The organism is Streptococcus sp. SP8, from assembly GCF_030440045.1.
GTDB classification, from domain to species: domain Bacteria; phylum Bacillota; class Bacilli; order Lactobacillales; family Streptococcaceae; genus Streptococcus; species Streptococcus parasanguinis_I.
The window spans coordinates 15,607-33,225 of sequence record NZ_JAQFJL010000009.1; the positions used below are offsets into that span (position 1 = coordinate 15,607).

Genomic DNA, 17,619 nt, shown 5'->3' on the forward strand with positions numbered 1-17,619 from the left:
AATGTCTCCTAAATTAATAAATGTATTTTTGTAATTGGTGATAAACTTCTTGAATCGGCAACTGCATCTCCGTAGCAATACGCTGACAGTCTTCGTATTCAAGTGTTTTTTTAGTGGTAGATCCGTACTGGTTAATTTTTACCGTAACGGGTCCAAATTCCGTATCGATTTGTTCAAATCGACGTTGCATGACCTTTCGGTCGACTTGTTGGTATCGAAAACCAATGGTACTGGTTTCTTTGAACAAGAGGGCTGAAAAATCTTCCAATTGACTTCCTTGAATCAAGAGAATCAATTCAAAGCCAGGGCGATTCTTTTTCATAACGACGCTACGATAGTAGACATCTAAAGCTCCAGCGTCCAGGAAACGGTGGATAATATAACCGAGTTGCTCTGGTGTTTGATCATCGATCGTAGTGGTGATCTCAATAATTTGATCTTCCGTGCGATGAACAACAGTGGTGCTGTGAGAGGTGTCTTCTTTCAATAGCGAACCGCGTAAAGCATTGAATTTTCCAGTCTCTCTTTTACCAAATCCATAGCCCACACTTTCGATGGAAAGGTGAGAGGGGATTGGTTCAAAGATTGGGGACAATGCTTTAAGGAGGGCTAACCCTGTCGGAGTAATCAACTCCGTTTTAACTGTGAAGTCTTGAGTAATCGGAATAGTAGTTCCTTTTCTCAACTGCATCACAGCGGGAACCGGAACAGGCATTTCTCCATGGGCAACTGAAATGGTCCCACTTCCCTCAGTGAGAGGAGTAGAGTAAACTGTATCGATACCGAGCGATTCCACTAGGATGAAAAAGCTAACGATGTCGACAATGGAGTCAATTGCACCAATTTCATGGAAATGAATCTGTTCGACAGGCATGTTATGCACAGCTGCTTCGGCCTTTGCGATATCAAGAAAGACTTCAAGACTTTTTTCTTTCACAAAAGGACTCAACTGTGAAGCGGCAATCAAATCGTGGATATCCGCATAACTGCGAGCATCCGCGTGGGAATGGTGATGATGGTGTTCATGATCGTGATGATGTTCGTGATCATGATGATGTTCGTGATCATGATGATGTTCATGATCGTGATGGTGTTCGTGATCGTGATGATGTTCATGATCGTGATCAAAATCACCTTCAATCCCCGTATCTTTCTCCCCGTGGTGAAGGTGAACATCGAAATCAGTTCCCCAAATTGCGCTTTTTGCGACGCGATGAACGTGGAGGTGGAAACCATCCACTCCCAGTTTCTCGAGTTCTGTGTGAAGAAGCTCGACATCTGCCCCAAGGTCCACAAGAAGACCATTGAGCATATCGCCACTTATTCCAGAAAAAGGTTCTAAAAATAGACTGGTCATCAGTTTTCCTTTCGATTGTGGTTGAGTCGATTGATCATACATGCTGAATAAGCTGCACCAAATCCGTTATCAATGTTGACGACCGTTACACCAGAAGCGCAAGAGGTCAACATACTCATCAAGGTTGTTAGCCCTTGAAGGTTGCTTCCGTATCCAATGCTGGTCGGAACGGCAATAACGGGGACATCCACAAGGCCTCCTACGACACTGACAAGAGCTCCTTCCATACCGGCAATCACGATGATCACACTGGCTTTTTGGATCTCTTCTAAGCGATTGAAGAGGCGATGGATGCCGGCGACTCCCACATCATAGATTCGGCGAACCGAATGGCCAAAGGTTTCTGCAGTGACTGCAGCTTCTTCTGCAACAGGAACATCACTTGTCCCTGCTGTGACGACCGCAATGTAGTGTTCAGGATCGGCTTCTTCCTTTTTAGAGTTGAGAACGAAGCAGCGGGCTTCTGGATAATAGTGGCCAGTCGGAAAGCGCTGAGAAAGAGCCTCTCCCTTTTGGAGAGAGACTCTTGTTGTGAGGATCGGCAATTCTTTTTGTGAAAGAAATTGCAGGATTCCTTCCATTTGCTCAACTGTCTTTCCTTCGCCGTATACGACTTCAGGGAAGCCGTTGCGACGTTGCCGGTCAGTATCAATTGCTGCATACCCTAGTTCTTTAACCCCGTTGATTTGCTCCAGCGCATCCTCAACTGAGAGATGGCCTGCTTGCAAAGAACGGAGTGTCTGTTCTAGATTGGGTTGAAAATCCATGTTTGATTCTATTCAACAACGACAGAAAGTCCGTCGCGGATAACTGCTACTTTAGCATCTTTTCCTTCACGAGCAAAGGCTTTTTCAAGCGCTTCGTCAAATGAAGTTGCAAGTTCCATATGCATACCTGTGATCAATTCAGGATCTACAAGGTCAGATACAAAGATAACATGGTGGTGTACCAAAATACGTGCCAAGATTTGAGAAGTCCATTGGTCTGGGACAGTCTCTAAACGAGGTGTATTGATGGCTTGTTCCAAGAATTCTTTTGGATCTTCTACGTCAGCAAGGTTGCGATAGAAACCTTCTCCACCGTGACCATCTGCACATCCAGCCACCATGATGATTGTTCCGCCTTCTTTGTTAGAAGCTTCGGCTGCAGTCATCCCTTTAACAGCTTGGTAGATATTTTGGTCAAGTGGGAAACCACCGTTTGTTGAAATTGTGATGTCGCTTTCGATCTTAGACACATGTGCCAAGTCTGCAACGAAGTCACAACCAACTTTGTGGGCTTCAACCATGTCCCCAGCGAAAGATCCGATGATGTGTTTTTCGCCGTCCAATACAACGTTGACGATGAAGGCCAAGTTTGCAGTACGAGCAGCGTAAAGCATATCTTCGTGGATTGGGTTGTGGTCAAGGTTACCAGTACGTGCCTTATCAGAATTGATGAAGTCACCTGAGTGGTTCGCCATGATAGTTTTGTATGATGCGATACCTGGAAGGACTGATTTACGTCCACCTGAGAATCCAGCGAAGAAGTGAGATTCGATGAATCCTTCTGCTATCAACAAGTCAGCTTCAGCAGCGATTTTGTTGATGATACAATCCCCACCTGAAGGAAGTTGACCGATTTTAACCATGTCGTCGTCGTTTGTTGAAATGTGCATAACGATTTCTTCATTGTCAACGATTTCTTGGCCGTATTTGTTGATCAATTCTTCACGAGTTGAAGGACGGTGGAAACCAGTAGCAACCAAGATACGCACGCGTGCATCAGGGTTAACTGAGCGAATACGACGCAAAATGATTGGAGTGATGATGTGAGAAGGAACGGGACGAGTGTGGTCAGAACTGATCAACACGATGTCTTTTTTGCCTTTAGCAAGTTCTTCCAAAGTAGGGCTGCCGATAGGGTTATCCATTGAACGTTCAACAGTTTCTTCTTCAGACAGTGGGTTATGGAAGTTTTCCGCTTTTGACTCTAACAAACCAGCAAAGTTTTCATCTGGAATCTTTGCAACAATCGTCTTTTTGTCGTACGGTAATTTAATTTCTACCATTATTTGCGATCTCCTTTATTAATACTGATACTTATAGTATAATTCTTTTTTAAAAGAGGTGTGTGCCATTTGTTGTCAACGAATGATGACATAAAAAAACAAGAACAGGTGTATCATTAGTGTGATTTCAAGAAAGAGCAGATGGGGAGGAAAAACCGTCGTGAATTCAGAATTTTTAGTGAAATTTTTGGAAGAGAGGCGAACGCCGATCGTCAAGAAAAAATACCATAGTTACCTCTCCTATCGTGGGATCAAAGAGGATTACATCTACATCTTGAAAGAAGGTGTGGTCAAGACAAGTGTCATCATGCGTGATGGGCGTGAGTTTAACTTTTCCTATCTAAAAGCCATTGACATTGTCTCTTTGATTCGTGATGAGGTGTCCAACTATACAGACTCACCTTTCAATGTGCGAGTGGAGACAGAAGAAGCAAGTTTTTATCGTATTCCTCGGGTCAAGTTTTGGAATTTTGTCAAAGAGCATAAAGAGCTGCAGGACTATGTGAGGGACTATTATCGTAATAAACTGTCTGAAAGTATGGAGTCTCAGCAGTATATGATGATGAATGGTAAAAAAGGGGCGGTTTGTTTTCATTTGCAAAAACTAAGCAGTTTGTTTGGTGTGGAGCAAGAAGACGGCGTCTTGATTGATTTCAATATTACCAACGAAGATATTGCTGGTTTTTGTGGGATCTCAACCCGAAACAGTGTCAATCGCATTCTGAACGAATTAAAACGGGAGGGCGTTTTAGACATTCGACAGCAAAAGATCGTGATTTTGGATAATGAACGGATTGAAGAATTTATCGGAAGGGAGCTATTCTAAGATGGCAACAGAAGCACAAATCAGAAAAGAAAAAGAAGAAAAATTACAAGATATTTTACGAAAAATCGGAAAGGTAGCCGTTACCTATTCAGGTGGGATTGACAGCTCTTATCTCTTGAAGGTGGCCTTGGATACCTTGGGACCTGACAATGTTATTGCGGCCGTCGTGAACTCTGAGATGTTTTCAAATGAAGAATTCGATCTAGCGCTCGACTTGGCCGATCAGCTAGGAGCACCTGTGCTTGGACTGGAAATGAGAGAATTGAGTGATCCACGGATTGCTGCCAATACGCCCAATATTTGGTATTACACCAAACAATTGATGTACCAAACTATTAAGGATTCAGTTACAGAACTGGGCTTTAAGCAATTGGTAGACGGCAATATTATGGATGATATCGACGATTTTCGCCCTGGTATCAAGGCTAGGGACGAAGCGGGTGTCCGCAGTGTCTTGCAAGAAGCCGGCCTCTATAAGACAGAAATTCGTCAATTGGCCAAGGAAAGAGGGGTCTCCAATTGGAATAAGGTGCCATCTTGTAGCGTTGCCTCACGCTTCCCATACGGAGTGAAAATCACTTCAGAAAATGTACAACGGGTTTTTGAAGGGGAAGAGTTCCTTGTAGGACTTGGCTTTGAGCAAGTCCGTGTGCGTGTGCATGGAGACTTGGCGCGCATCGAAGTGGAAGAAGACCATCTGCTTAAAGCCATCCAACTGCATGACAAGATCAATGACTACATGAAAAAAATCGGATTTACCTATGTAGCCTTGGATTTGGCTGGATATAAGTACGGCCGGATGAATGATGCATTGGATGAAAAAACAAAAGAAAAAATTATGGCAGGTTAAGCAATGAAGGAAGTGATAAGGTTCTGGTTCGAAGAGTTGAAGCCAGAGGATTGGTTCAAAAAATCAGAAGCACTGGATCAAGAAATGCGGGAGCGCTTTGAGGAACTTTATTGGAAGGCCAGTCGTGGGGAATTGTTTCACTGGCGGGCTACGGCAGAAGGGCGTTTAGCAGAGATTTTGCTCTTGGACCAAATTCCTCGCAATATTTTTCGAGGGACTGCCCAAGCTTTTGCGACAGATTCCCTGGCCTTGGTCTTGGCCCAAGAAGGCTTAGAGCAAGCCTTGGATCTACCAGTTGTACAAAGAGGATTTTTCTACATGCCTTTTATGCATTCTGAGTCCTTAGTCATTCATGAAGAAGCCCTGCGCCTATTTGATCAACCGGGCTTAGAAAAGCGTTTGAAGTATGAGAAGATGCACATGGATATTCTTCAACAATTTGGGCGTTATCCACATCGGAATGCCATCTTAGGACGGCCTTCGACCAAGGAAGAAGAGGAGTATTTGAAAGGACATTCTGGCTTTTAAAGGAAGATGAGGCCCACAGATTTCAAAACTCTTTTCTCTCTTCATGAAATTGCCTGAAACAGCAGGCATGATGTCAGAGTTCCCTCACCAAAGCTTTTCCAAGCGTCTAAAAAATGGTATAATGAACTGTAAATTTCAGAAGTTGGAAGGAATGTAATTGCTATGATGAATATGCAAGACTTAATTTAAGATTCTTTAGGTCTTGATATCATTAGAAATCTTGATTTTAAAGGCTTTAGAGTTCAAAAAAAATAACGATATTCAATAATATTACATTATATTGGACAGTAAATGGACAGTGACAGAGTGTTTGAAGGAGAACAAAAGAGGCTTAAATGCCTCTTTTTTATATGTTTGTGGACTAGAAGTAGATAGAATATATAGATAATATGTAACAGTTATACAAGCTATGTATTTTTTAAATGATATCACTTTGATAAATAAATAATCTAGTAGCCTCTAAAAAGACACTAATATATAGGGTGTTATTTGGTATTTTAAATTGACTAGGCTTTTATTCGAACTTGCTTGGAATTACTTATTTTCGGTTGATAGTAGCATAAATGATTTTTCTGTTAATCCAATCAATTTTTTTCTCAAATCAGATTGGTCGAATTTCCGAAGTATCCATCTTTCTTTTTCCATCGATTTTAATAGTTTCGTGACTGTTGGATTGGATAGATCTAAAAAATGCTCGATATTGGAATTCTGTCAATATTTTGGACACATTTTGTGAGGAAAATTTGAAGGCTAGCGCCCTTTGGTTGTTGGTGCACTTCTACGAGATCATAAAATGAATTTTATAATCACGTAGATTGATGTATTGAATATATTTATCAAATACAGTAGATATGTTAATTTTATCAGAAGAGATGGTTCAGACTAAATGGATACTAATCATATAATGTTTACTATTTAATTATCAAAATGAATATATGACGGTATAATTAAAATTTCAGAACAAAATTAATCCTCAAATAAAAATTGAGTGTATCCAATGGTTATGGTATAATACACATAAAAATTATATCTAAAGAAAAGAGGAAACGGCATAGCATTAAATTATAAACCCTTGTGGATACAACTCGCCAAAAAGGGATTAAAGAAAACAGAAGTTATTGTTATTACACAGATTACAACTAATGTCATGGCACAGATGGGAAAAAATAAGCCAATCACATTTAAAAATTTGGCAAAAATATGTAATGCATTGGAATGTACTCCAAATGATGTATGTAGTTTTAAGGAGGGTGGAAATGAATGACTGAAATGAAAATAATGCTTGTAGAAGATGATACTAACTTAGCAGAGCTTATAAGGATGTATTTAATATCAGAGAATTGGGAAATCAGCATTTTTCATACTGGAAAAGAGGCGTTAGAGGAATTTGAAAAAAATAAATATGACTTGATATTATTGGATATTTTACTTCCTGATATAAATGGATTTGAAATATGCAAAAAGATAAGAGAAACGTCCACTATGCCAATCATTATGCTTACTGCCTTAGAAGATCCTATTCATAGAGTGCAAGGATTGAATATAGGTGCAGATGACTATATCGTAAAACCGTTTGAACCATCTGAATTGATTGCGAGAATTAATTCTCATTTTAGAAGAAATTATGTATTTACAAAAAATATTGTAAATACAATTAATTGTGATAGAGAAGTTAATAATTTAAAGATTAGCATTAAAACACATAAAGTTTACTATGGTAATATAGAGATTGAACTAACACCAAAAGAATTTGATATTTTGTGGTTGCTTATGGAAGAACCTGGTAAAGTGTATAATATGGATGATATACACTATAAAATATGGGGTGATAAGGTGCTAGAAAATGAAGTTAATCCAGTTATGGTTCATGTAAGAAGAATTAGAAGTAAGTTTGAAAAGATTGGGTTAAAATCAGTCATATTAACTGTTTGGGGAGTGGGGTATAAAATCAATGGGTAAGAAAAACCGTTTTTTTGTGGAAGGTATTATTTATCAAATACTATGGATATTTTTAAGTACAATCCTATTTTTCATTATTTACAAAATAATGGATAATTCTTTTGTTGACAGTGTAGATCCAGAATTGCCATTAGATAAATTTGCTTCCTTTTATTTTGAAATAGGTAAATATATAATACTTTTACTAGGGGCTGTTGCTATATTGATAGGGACATTTATAATACAGGAAAAAAGGTTTTATGTATATAATCAATATTTTGAGTCTGGACTGAATTATCTTAAAAGTGAAGATAAAGATTTAATACCATTTCATGAGTCATTATCAAAGGAACGAGATTTGTTTATAGAACTTCATAATTACAATAAAGAACTTGAAAAGGAGTATGAACTGGTATATAAAGAAAAAACAGATCTGCTAACGTATTTAGCTCATGATATAAAAACTCCTCTTGCGAATATGATAGGTTATATAACACTATTAAAAGACGAAAAAAATCTTTCTGAAGAACAAAAAAATAAGTTTGTTGATGTTATATATGAGAACATAAAATATTTAAATCGTTTAAGTGAAGATTTTTTTTCATATTTAAAATTCAATTTAAATGAAATTCCACTAAATTTAACGGACGTAGATATAAAAATTTTTTTTAGCCAGTGGGAAGAAGAAAAAAGTTTATCTATAAAAGATCATCTTTTAATTTTGGAGTTTTTAAATTTGGAAAACAGTAAGATTAAAACGGAACCACAACTTTTACTTAGAATAATGGAGAATCTGATTACAAATGCAGTTAATTATTCTGTGAAAGGAACAAGCATAAATATAAAGGTTGAGGAAATTAATGGAATGTTAAAAATAAGTGTTATAAACGATGTTTCTCCAAATTTAAATGTGAATTGGAATATGGTTACTTCAAAGTTTTATAGGGGAAATTTATCAAGACGAATAAGCAATAATGGATCGGGACTTGGACTTACAATTGTAAGTGACATTGTAAAACACTTGGGTGGAAATTTTGAAATTGGAGAGGAGAATAAAAGAGTTTGTGCTAAAGTAATACTTCCATATATATTAAATTAAATCGCAAAGAAAACGCAAGAATTATTTAAAGATACCGTTAAGTATAAAGCAAAGAGCTATTCTATAATATAAATAAGGATAGCTCTTTTATATTTGAATGGAATTATTAATTTGAATCATCATCTGTGATTATAAATATATAAAAAGGAGGTAGAGTTTTATGAATTATAATAATCCTCATAGGTATAGGAACGGAGATTGAGTAGAGTTTTTGAAAACTTTATTCGGAAGAAAAATTTTACAAAAAGTTTAAGTATTTGAGAGAGGAGAATTTTATCATGAAAAAATCATTGTCATTAGTATTATTAACAGGTTTTATGTTAGTATCATTCGTACCAGCATTGGCAGCAGAAAAAACAAACTTACCATATGTTGAAGGTCTTGGTTATGAGGTGGAAGTATTTGAAGAAGATTATACTCTGCCAAGGTTGTTCAGTTATGATAGCGGATGGAAAAGTTTTTTAGGTGGAAAATGGAGACATGGTGTAGGTAGTGTATATGTTTGGTCTAAATACGATCACAATAATAAAACACATAAAACTACAGTACAAGGCGCTGGTGGTCAATTCTCTTATTCGGGTTGGACAAGAGCTGGAAGTAGAGCAGAAGCTTCTTGGGAAAAAGCTTCAAGTGGTAATAGAGCTTGGGCTGATGTTAAATAACAATAAATAAAAATAGTTGAACGAGTTTGAGCGGTACCACGTTGTTATTTTAGTATTGTGGCATTACTCATACTCGTTATTTTTATAAAGTTGGAGATGATGCAGAATGAAAAAAACAGTGGGTATACTGGCAATTTTACTAATTATAGTGATTGGTATAGGAAAGTTTTTCTATTCAGACGGTATGTTTTTAAATATATTCATAAAAGAGTTTAATACTACTGTAAACATTGTAACAAAGCCAGAAATAGCTGATAAAACAATAATTGAATTGCAGAAAATCGCCAATAAAAATGATTTAAGCTTCATAAAGGAAGAATATATTCCTAAGAATAGTAGATTTGATAAACAGAAAATAAAGATTTACATTCATCTAAATGATTCTGAATGGTTCAAGAAATCTTTTAGAAATATATCTATTACTGATAGCAAAGACAAATTGAATGATTTTGAGAATGTAAAATCAATGAGTTTACTCACGTCAAAAGATATAAGCTTAATTCCTTTTGAAAACGTCAGCAAGGAAAAAGTTAATGGGGATTATCATGTAAGAGGTACGGAAGTAAATATTAATAAGTTTATTGAAGAAATAAATCAAAATGAAAAATTAAAAACAGAGGTCGTGGTTAATCCGGATTATACTGTTTCTAGTGAATTCACACAGAAACAAGCATATCTATATATGCTTACGGTTTTTATTATATTTGTAGCTACTGTCTTTTGTCTAATTATTTATAATGGGATGCTTTCAAAGGAATTATCGATATCAATTTTACTAGGATACGACAAATTAACTTTAGCTATTTCTAAGGTTTTAAATATTCTTGCAATACCAGCAATAGTGGGACTTGTACTGACGATTGGAATTATAGAATATTTAGTTGCTCCTAGTGATATTTTAGGATTTATGATATCAATGAAAACAATACTTATTTTAGTTGCTTTTATAATAGGGGGGCTAATATCAATAGAGTTTATATTGATTTATCTCAAGTTAAAAGGAATTAATGTTATTACCTTATTGAAAGGTTATAGAAGAAGTTATCATAGAAGTTCTTTTCTTATAAAAACAGGGTCGATTGTTATGGTTCTTTATTTAGCAATTGTAAGTATTTTAGGACTCGCTGATTACTCGAGTATGAAACAATACATTCCAACTTGGGAAAGCTCAAAATATTATGCAAATATGGCTTGTGCATGGTCTTGGAGTTATGAAAAAGATGATGATAAGTTCCATGAGATTGTTATTCCAAAGATGAATAATTTATGGAATAGTTTGGACGATAGTGGAGCAATATTATTTAATGCCCCAAACGTTAGAAAAGAGGGAATGAATGATGATGAGGAGTATCTAAATCAACAACCGTTTCAAGGCAATTATGCCTATGTAAATAAAAATTATTTACATATTGCTAATCTCTTAGATAAAGATACGAATAAAATAGAACAATATAAAATACATGAAAATGAGTGGATTGTTTTTGTTCCAGAAGATGTTAAAATTACTGAATTTGACAAAGAAAAAATTCATGAAGATCATATTTTTCAAAATATAAAAAAACAAGGTACAATTACAGAAACATATGTAAGGCTGAAAGATAATCAAAGTGTATTTTCTTTTGATAGTGGCAAAAGAATTGATGAAGCAAACTTGAAAAATTATGTTTTGGTAGCAGTAAATGGGAAAGAATTACTCCCAGATTATGGAATCAAACTATCATCTTTAGTAAATGGGCAGCTACATCCATATGTTAAAGAGCCTAGTAGAGGATACGAGAGTTTGAAGGACATAATTGAAGAAACAGAATCTGAGCCGTTTATACTCTATATCAGCTCAGTCTACGATGATATAGTTTCAAGAATAGACGAATATAAGATGGAGGCAAGTATATATGTTATTGGTCTTGTCTTATCTATTGTTATTTTAGCAACGTTATTAAAAATAGATAAAGAAACATATTTTTATAATCATGGACAACGAATAGATGTTTCTAGGTTGTTGGGATATGGATTTTTTGATATACATCATAAGAAAATTATTGAAAATATCGTTGGTTATATCATAAGTATTATTATTTTATTTATGGTTATTATGGTAACAGGAGTAATAAGTGATGTTGGACTGTTTATACCAAGAGATGGTTGGAGTATGTCTAAACTTTTGATTAGTTTAATAATAGGTATTTGTGGAAGCCTTATATGTTTTGGCATAGAAATTTTACAACTAAAGAAAAGTGAAAGAAGCATTGTACTTAGGTTAAAGGAGGGGTGTTAAATGCAAAAAGAAAAGGAATTGCAAATAACCTTAAGAAATGTCTCTAAGAAATATGGGGAACACAGTATTTTGGAAAATATTAGTTTGGATATTTATAAAGGAGATTTTGTTTGTATCTTTGGGAAAAGTGGAGGAGGAAAAACAACACTTTTGAATATAATTGGGACATTAGAAAATTATGATAGTGGTAGTGTAACCTGTTTTTCAAATCGAGATCCTATAAAAGATCCTAAAGTAGGAGAGCTATTACGCAGAGAAAAAATTGCTTATTTATTTCAAAATTTTGCTTTGGTGGAAAAAATGACGGTTGAGGAAAATATGATGCTTGCTGCCAAATACAATCAAGAAAAAAATAAGAAAAATCTTATAGAAGCTGCCTTGAATAAAATGGGCATTTCAGACAAATTAAAATCGAAGGTTTATGAACTTTCAGGTGGAGAACAGCAAAGGGTAGCCCTTGCAAGAAATATGATAAAACCGTTTGAAATTATGTTGGCGGATGAACCGACAGGTTCTCTTGATTATGAGAATAAAAAAATTGTAATCGATACACTTATTAGATTAAATAATGAAGGTAAGACGATCGTAGTTGTAAGTCATGATAAGGACTTTGAAAAAGTAGCACATAAGAATTATATTATTGAAAAGTCAGCTATAAGGGAGGTGTTAAGATGAAAAGGAAGATTGCTTTATTAGTACCGGTTATAGCACTGTGCATTTGTGGTTTATTCTTTTACATGAACAGAAATAGTGATGATATTGATGTTGCATTTACAGTAAAAAATGAAACAAAAGAAAAAATAGATACAGTGGGTATTGCGATGGGGAAAAAATGTATTTTGAATAGAACAAATGGAGAAAAATTTTATTTTCCAAAAGATCTAGTCAAAGAAAAACAAGACAAAGCTATTGTTTTTGTAGTATCTAAAGATGGAATCATAGCAAAGTCAGGGGAAATAGATTTAAAAGAAAATAAAGAAGTAAGCATAAGGGAAATTAAAGAAGGAGAAATATCATTGGATATAGCTGCTCAAAAAACAGATATAAAAATTAGTATTCCTAGATTAGATGCTTGGAAAGTTAGTACAGATGAAAAATTTATCAAGGGTTCTTATGAAGCAAATACTGATTCGCAATATACATTATATTTATTAGGAAAAGGAGGAAAATTAGGTATTTCCAGTACAGAAATGAAAGGAATACGTGTTATTGCAAGTTGGGAAAAACCGAAAGATAAAATAGATAGTTGGCTTATATTTAATGATTAAAAACACAATATTTGTAATAAAAGTTGTAAAATAATAATTTATTGTTAGGGGAGGATTTTATACTGACCCCAAAAAGATAGACAAATAGGCTATCCAAAGGATTTAGTTCTGTATTTCACATGACTAAATCCTTTTAGTTTTACCTGGACAACAAGTGAACTATAAACGGGTATTTAGATTTATTAAAAATAACCAAATTTGTATCAATTTCATTTTTGAATTCATCAGATTTCCCGAAAGTTATTATTTGCTATTATAATAGACATTTCTTCATTTTTCCGTTATAACAGACACTGACATACTCTTGTAATATTATTTTGGTATAATTAAAATTATAGAAGGAGGCACAGATTATGAGAAAATTAATAGGTATATTACTACTTTCATTATCAATAATTACGTTAATTGCTTGCTCTAAAAACAACTACCAATCTTTAGATGGTGAGTATTATTGGATCTCAAGTGAAAGAAACGAGTTAGCGTTTACTATTAAAGGAAATAATGCTTCCATTGAGCATGGAGAAGCCGACGGCTTTACCATTAACAAAAAAAAGAATACGATCGAATTAACTGGACAAAATATTGCAAGTCGAACAGAAGAATATTCATTTAAAGATGGGGTCTTTTCTGTTGATATTAGTGGAGTTAAGCACGACTACTATCTTAAAGATAGCGAAGAATATAATAACGCACTAAAACAATATGGATATAAATAACATCATTCACACCTATTTTCCCGAATAGGTGTTTTTTTGTGCTAAATAGATTCCTTCAAAAAACTTTTAAGCTTATTATTAACCGAAAGTCAAATCTATTTTTTGTTCAAATTTTGGTCAAAGAAACAAAATATACCATCCTATTTTAAAAAACCGAATTGTGATGATTGCCGATAAACAAACACTTTGATTTTTCTTTTTATTTCTTTATTCTTCTTATCATGCAAGATTCAGAGAATAAAGCTAGTTGCAGCCACTGCTCCAACACTAATTAAGGCTTTAGTTTTGACTTTATTTAACATCTTAGACCTTCTTTCTAAAAAACTAGGTCAAGAATAACAAAAAAGATTTGTAAGTTTTATCACATCACAACGAAAGGTAATTCCTACATTTCTGGCGCAAAATCGTACAGTTCAGAGAAAAAATTAAAACCAGCTGTCCTTGGGGTATAATAGACTTATTGGAAAAAATAAAGTGCCATACTGTACTATGCTATACTATAGTTAAGAAAACTATTTACGAAAAACCATGCAACTAACTCATGAGAACTTTAAATTATTTATTAGTGTCAAAAAGGATACCTTCCCAACAAAGATATCCTGTCTAGATACAACTTATAAATCCAAACACTGTAAAGGAGGAGGCACAAAAACTTTAAGTCTAGAAAAACAGTTAATTTTGAACTTGCATTATTTATGCTATTAATCAACTCAACATCTTCTAGTTTTTTGATTTTGGTCTTGGACTAGTGATAGTCACTGAACATTAACATTCGTAGAATATACTCTTCATTCCTCAAGTCTATTTGACTTAGAAAACTTAAAATCAACAAGTGTCACTATAGCTATTGATGTCACAGAAAGTCCTATTTCAATGTCCTAAAAGAAACCAAAGTAAGAATTATCCTGGAAAAAGATATACACCATAAAGACACAATCATAATCGATTTAACGACACTTCGTGCCTGTCAATTAGTTTTTTGAGATGGTCATACACATTATTTTACTCTTTTTAAAGAAAGTATAGGTCAAGTTTGTCAGAGCAATTACTTGTTTTTGTTATTTAGATACTATGAATATTCATGAGATATCTTTTTTCCTTTAAAAAGTTCTAAAAAGCATGTATCGACTGTAGAGGATAAGAAGTTTAATAGAGATAGTTGTAATACGTATTAAAATTGAGCGTTTAAATGCTAAGTTTAAAACTTTTCAATTTGTGGAATCATCAACTATGAGTTAAAATAATTTACGAACAGAGGCTTTCCAAAAAACTTGATATCATACGTTTTATTGTGGAAATATTTATTTCATTTTCTCCTAGTATTGAATTTTCACACACTCATTAATTTTATTGATATAATCCAATAATAATGATAATATCAAATAATAATAAAAAGATTTGATAGTATTTTTTCATAATCTGTCACGCTTTCTAATGATTTTTTATGGTAAATGGAGATAAATATGATTATAGGTGAAACTTATAGAAAAATACGAGAAGGAAAAGGTATTTCTATTTCTTCATTAGCAGGTGCAGAAATTTCAAAGTCTCAAATATCTAGATTTGAATTAGGAGAGACAGAAATCTCATTTTTTAAATTATTATATCTACTTGAAAAAATAGGTGTAACTCTAGAAGAGTTTTTGCTTTCATGTAATCATTATCAACCTTCGGATTTTAATACCTTAATAGCTTCTGTTAAACAGGCCGCATATAATGAAGATACTCAAGCATTACTAGATATGGTAGAGAAAGAAATAGAACTTTTTCATGAGACAAATTCTCATTACCATAAATTAAATGCTATTTTCATTGAAAGTATTATCTATGGAATTGATAATACTCATCAATTGAGTAATCAAGACACCTCTTATCTTACTAATTATTTATTTTCTGTTGAAAACTGGGGATATTACGAAATTCTTATTCTTGGAAATTGTTGTCGAGCAATATTACCAAATTTATTATTTAGATATGCCAAAGAGGCGCTTAAAAAAGGAAAGTTGTATAGTTCTATACCTAGAAATAAACAAGCTCTCGTTCAATTACTTCTTAATTCACTTCTTATTATGATTGAAAACAGCTTATATGAGGAAGCTTTATTTTTAAAACAAGCTACTAAGAATATATTATCTAATTCCACAGATTTTTTTGAACAAACTATTCTTTTGTATTTAGAAGGATTTTTTGAACTTAAATTTCATCGTAATCAAAAATCAATTTTAAAAATAGAAGATGCTTTAAAAATTTTTGAATTATTCAATAAAACAATCTACAAAAATTACAAACAATACTTTGAGAAACACATCATTCATTTAGTAGACTAGGCCATTTATCTATAAGGTAATAACGTGATCAAACTCTTCCAATATTTCTGGATTTTGATCATGAGTAATGACAATAACAATTGCATCTTTAATGGATAGAATGTAATCCATTATTTCTTTTGCTTTTATTGGATCAAGGTTACTTGTAGGTTCGTCAAATATATAAACTGAATATGTTTTGACTAAAAACCTAGCTAAATCAATTCGTTGCTTTTCTCCTTCTGAAATGATTTTGTTTGATTGAGCTAGGTTTTTACGAAGGAAGTCTTCATTAAAACCTAAGGATTTTCTTAATTTTTCAGTTAAATGAAGGTTTCTAGCCAATTTGATATTCTCTAGAATATTACCTTCAATTAGAAAGTCATTTTTTTGCACAAATGCAATATCTTTATATAACTCCTCTGAGGGAATATCAATATTCTGTTTTCCGTTGATTTTTATTTCTCCATCATAAAGATTTTTTGGATAATAATTTAGTATTAATTTTACTAAAGTTGTTTTCCCAGTTCCTGAAGCACCGATAATCGCATAGCGCTTACCTTTTTTAAATTCATAGGAAAAATGATCAAATAATATTCTATTTTCAATTTCATAATATAATTGGCTAATAGAAATAGTCGAAATGTTATCACAATCAATTGTACTTGTTTTATGGAAAGTTCCATGATTTGTCTCATATAGATTTTCTTGGATATTATCAATAATGGACTTGCTACTGCTGATTAAATTTTTATTGTAAAGAATAGATTGTAATGGAGCAAAAACACCGTTTAATAATTGAATACTTGCTACTAGTAGTCCAATAGTCAGTAAGTTATTTCTTACAAAAAAGATACCAGCGACCATACAGGATAGTTGAGAGCCAAAACTTAGTAAAATTCCAGTAGTTGAAGCTAAGTCTTTTAAGAATTGATATGTTTTTCTGGACTCTTCAAATTCTAAACTGATTCCCTGAATTTTTTCTTGGGTCCAGCTTTGAATATTTAATAACTTAATTTGTTCAAAACCATTAATAAAGTTTGTCATTTTTGACAAATAGTGATTATTTTGTAGAGAATAATTATTAGTTGATTTAGTCATTAACTTTCCAGGAATTTGTGATAGAAAAATCGTTATACTCGACAATAAAAGAAAGACTAATGCTAATCGCCATTCTATATAGATAATAGCAACCACACTCATGATAAGGCTCCCTAAATTTGCAATTAGAGAGATTTTAGGGATTAATAAATTTTCTTGAATAAGATCACTGTTTTTGGTGATATTATTTAAGAAATCTGAATGGTTACGGTTGTCAATTTGGTTAAATTCACGCGATAAATAATGTAATAAGAGACGCCTTTTTAGATCTAAAATAACTTTTTTTACATATTGGTTTTTAAGATAGGAATAGGAACAAGAAATCAAGAACCACAGTAAAATCGAACTTACACAAATAGTGATATGAAAGAGTAATCCACTATTTGAATTAGATATACTATCAAGTATTCTTCCTAATTGGAGAGAGAAGAATGTCATTAAAAGAGCACTTGTCAGACTTAATAAAATAATCAAGAAATATAGTAATTTATATTGTTTCATAATCTGGTTCATATCTTACTCCTTAAGTAACTCTGATGAGAATATTATAATCCAAATATGAAAATCAGAAACAAACCTCCCGTATTTGGGACGCACTGAATAGTTTACACTAAATATAAAAAAATTATAAAATAATTATTTT

Annotated in this window: 17 protein-coding genes and 1 pseudogene; 12 read left to right on the forward strand and 6 right to left on the reverse strand. The window is 33.5% G+C overall.

Annotated elements, in window-relative coordinates; translation table 11 throughout:
* Positions 1-13 precede the first annotated feature (13 nt).
* Genes larC through larA form a run of 3 tightly spaced genes read right to left on the reverse strand, consistent with a single transcriptional unit; the run spans position 14 to position 3,407 of the window.
* A complete protein-coding gene (gene larC, locus PCY11_RS07080) occupies positions 14-1,357 on the reverse strand; it encodes a nickel pincer cofactor biosynthesis protein LarC (protein WP_301362613.1) in 1,344 nt (447 codons plus the stop codon).
* Complete coding sequence (gene larB / locus PCY11_RS07085) at positions 1,357-2,124, reverse strand: nickel pincer cofactor biosynthesis protein LarB (RefSeq protein WP_049497124.1); 768 nt, start codon at positions 2,122-2,124, stop codon at positions 1,357-1,359. Before larB ends, larC begins: the two co-directional genes overlap by 1 nt.
* Positions 2,125-2,132: 8 nt before the next feature.
* The gene (gene larA / locus PCY11_RS07090) at positions 2,133-3,407 is read right to left on the reverse strand and encodes a nickel-dependent lactate racemase (protein ID WP_049497126.1); all 1,275 of its coding nucleotides are present in this window, start codon (positions 3,405-3,407) and stop codon (positions 2,133-2,135) included.
* Between the two features lie 160 nt (positions 3,408-3,567).
* Between larA and PCY11_RS07095 the strand changes: the two genes are divergently transcribed.
* The 3 genes from PCY11_RS07095 to PCY11_RS07105 are packed head-to-tail and all read left to right on the forward strand — an operon-like array spanning position 3,568 to position 5,611.
* Positions 3,568-4,233, forward strand: coding sequence for a Crp/Fnr family transcriptional regulator (locus tag PCY11_RS07095; protein WP_045759927.1), 666 nt, complete (start codon positions 3,568-3,570; stop codon positions 4,231-4,233).
* 1 nt (position 4,234) lies between these two features.
* Complete coding sequence (gene larE, locus PCY11_RS07100; RefSeq protein WP_023919180.1) at positions 4,235-5,083, forward strand: ATP-dependent sacrificial sulfur transferase LarE; 849 nt, start codon at positions 4,235-4,237, stop codon at positions 5,081-5,083.
* Positions 5,084-5,086: 3 nt separating this feature from the next.
* Positions 5,087-5,611 carry a DUF924 family protein gene (locus tag PCY11_RS07105; protein WP_070507038.1) on the forward strand — a complete coding sequence of 175 codons (525 nt, stop codon included), beginning with the start codon at positions 5,087-5,089 and terminating at the stop codon, positions 5,609-5,611.
* Between the two features lie 534 nt (positions 5,612-6,145).
* Here the strand turns inward: PCY11_RS07105 and PCY11_RS10990 are convergent.
* Complete coding sequence (locus PCY11_RS10990; protein WP_141751547.1) at positions 6,146-6,310, reverse strand: MarR family transcriptional regulator; 165 nt, start codon at positions 6,308-6,310, stop codon at positions 6,146-6,148.
* Positions 6,311-6,662: 352 nt separating this feature from the next.
* Between PCY11_RS10990 and PCY11_RS07110 the strand changes: the two genes are divergently transcribed.
* The 8 genes from PCY11_RS07110 (at position 6,663) to PCY11_RS07145 (ending at position 13,569) form a co-directional block, all read left to right on the forward strand.
* Complete coding sequence (locus PCY11_RS07110; protein WP_049489289.1) at positions 6,663-6,875, forward strand: helix-turn-helix transcriptional regulator; 213 nt, start codon at positions 6,663-6,665, stop codon at positions 6,873-6,875.
* Positions 6,872-7,570, forward strand: a complete 699-nt coding sequence (locus tag PCY11_RS07115) for a response regulator transcription factor (protein ID WP_065426928.1) — start codon at positions 6,872-6,874, stop codon at positions 7,568-7,570. Before PCY11_RS07110 ends, PCY11_RS07115 begins: the two co-directional genes overlap by 4 nt.
* Positions 7,563-8,648: a sensor histidine kinase KdpD gene (locus tag PCY11_RS07120; protein WP_070586693.1), complete on the forward strand. Its 1,086-nt coding sequence runs from the start codon at positions 7,563-7,565 to the stop codon at positions 8,646-8,648. Before PCY11_RS07115 ends, PCY11_RS07120 begins: the two co-directional genes overlap by 8 nt.
* Positions 8,649-8,926: 278 nt before the next feature.
* Entirely contained in the window at positions 8,927-9,310 is a 384-nt protein-coding gene (locus PCY11_RS07125; protein ID WP_301362614.1) for a lactococcin 972 family bacteriocin, read from the forward strand.
* A gap of 106 nt (positions 9,311-9,416) precedes the next feature.
* A complete protein-coding gene (locus PCY11_RS07130) occupies positions 9,417-11,585 on the forward strand; it encodes a hypothetical protein (protein WP_301362615.1) in 2,169 nt (722 codons plus the stop codon).
* Complete coding sequence (locus tag PCY11_RS07135) at positions 11,586-12,260, forward strand: ATP-binding cassette domain-containing protein (protein ID WP_006595091.1); 675 nt, start codon at positions 11,586-11,588, stop codon at positions 12,258-12,260.
* Complete coding sequence (locus PCY11_RS07140; protein WP_049489286.1) at positions 12,257-12,853, forward strand: hypothetical protein; 597 nt, start codon at positions 12,257-12,259, stop codon at positions 12,851-12,853. The genes PCY11_RS07135 and PCY11_RS07140 overlap by 4 nt, the downstream gene beginning before the upstream one ends.
* 353 nt (positions 12,854-13,206) lie before the next feature.
* Positions 13,207-13,569, forward strand: coding sequence for a hypothetical protein (locus PCY11_RS07145; RefSeq protein WP_301362616.1), 363 nt, complete (start codon positions 13,207-13,209; stop codon positions 13,567-13,569).
* A 233-nt stretch (positions 13,570-13,802) separates the two neighbouring features.
* On the opposite strand, the pseudogene PCY11_RS07150 reads toward PCY11_RS07145, so the two are convergent.
* A pseudogene (locus PCY11_RS07150) lies at positions 13,803-13,871 on the reverse strand (peptidylprolyl isomerase); the annotation flags it as partial.
* A 1,161-nt stretch (positions 13,872-15,032) separates the two neighbouring features.
* Between PCY11_RS07150 and PCY11_RS07155 the strand changes: the two are divergent.
* Positions 15,033-15,896, forward strand: coding sequence for a helix-turn-helix domain-containing protein (locus PCY11_RS07155; protein ID WP_223346213.1), 864 nt, complete (start codon positions 15,033-15,035; stop codon positions 15,894-15,896).
* Between the two features lie 9 nt (positions 15,897-15,905).
* Here PCY11_RS07155 and PCY11_RS07160 read toward each other — a convergent pair whose 3' ends face one another.
* Entirely contained in the window at positions 15,906-17,489 is a 1,584-nt protein-coding gene (locus tag PCY11_RS07160) for an ABC transporter ATP-binding protein (RefSeq protein ID WP_301362617.1), read from the reverse strand.
* Between the last annotated feature and the right edge of the window lie 130 nt (positions 17,490-17,619).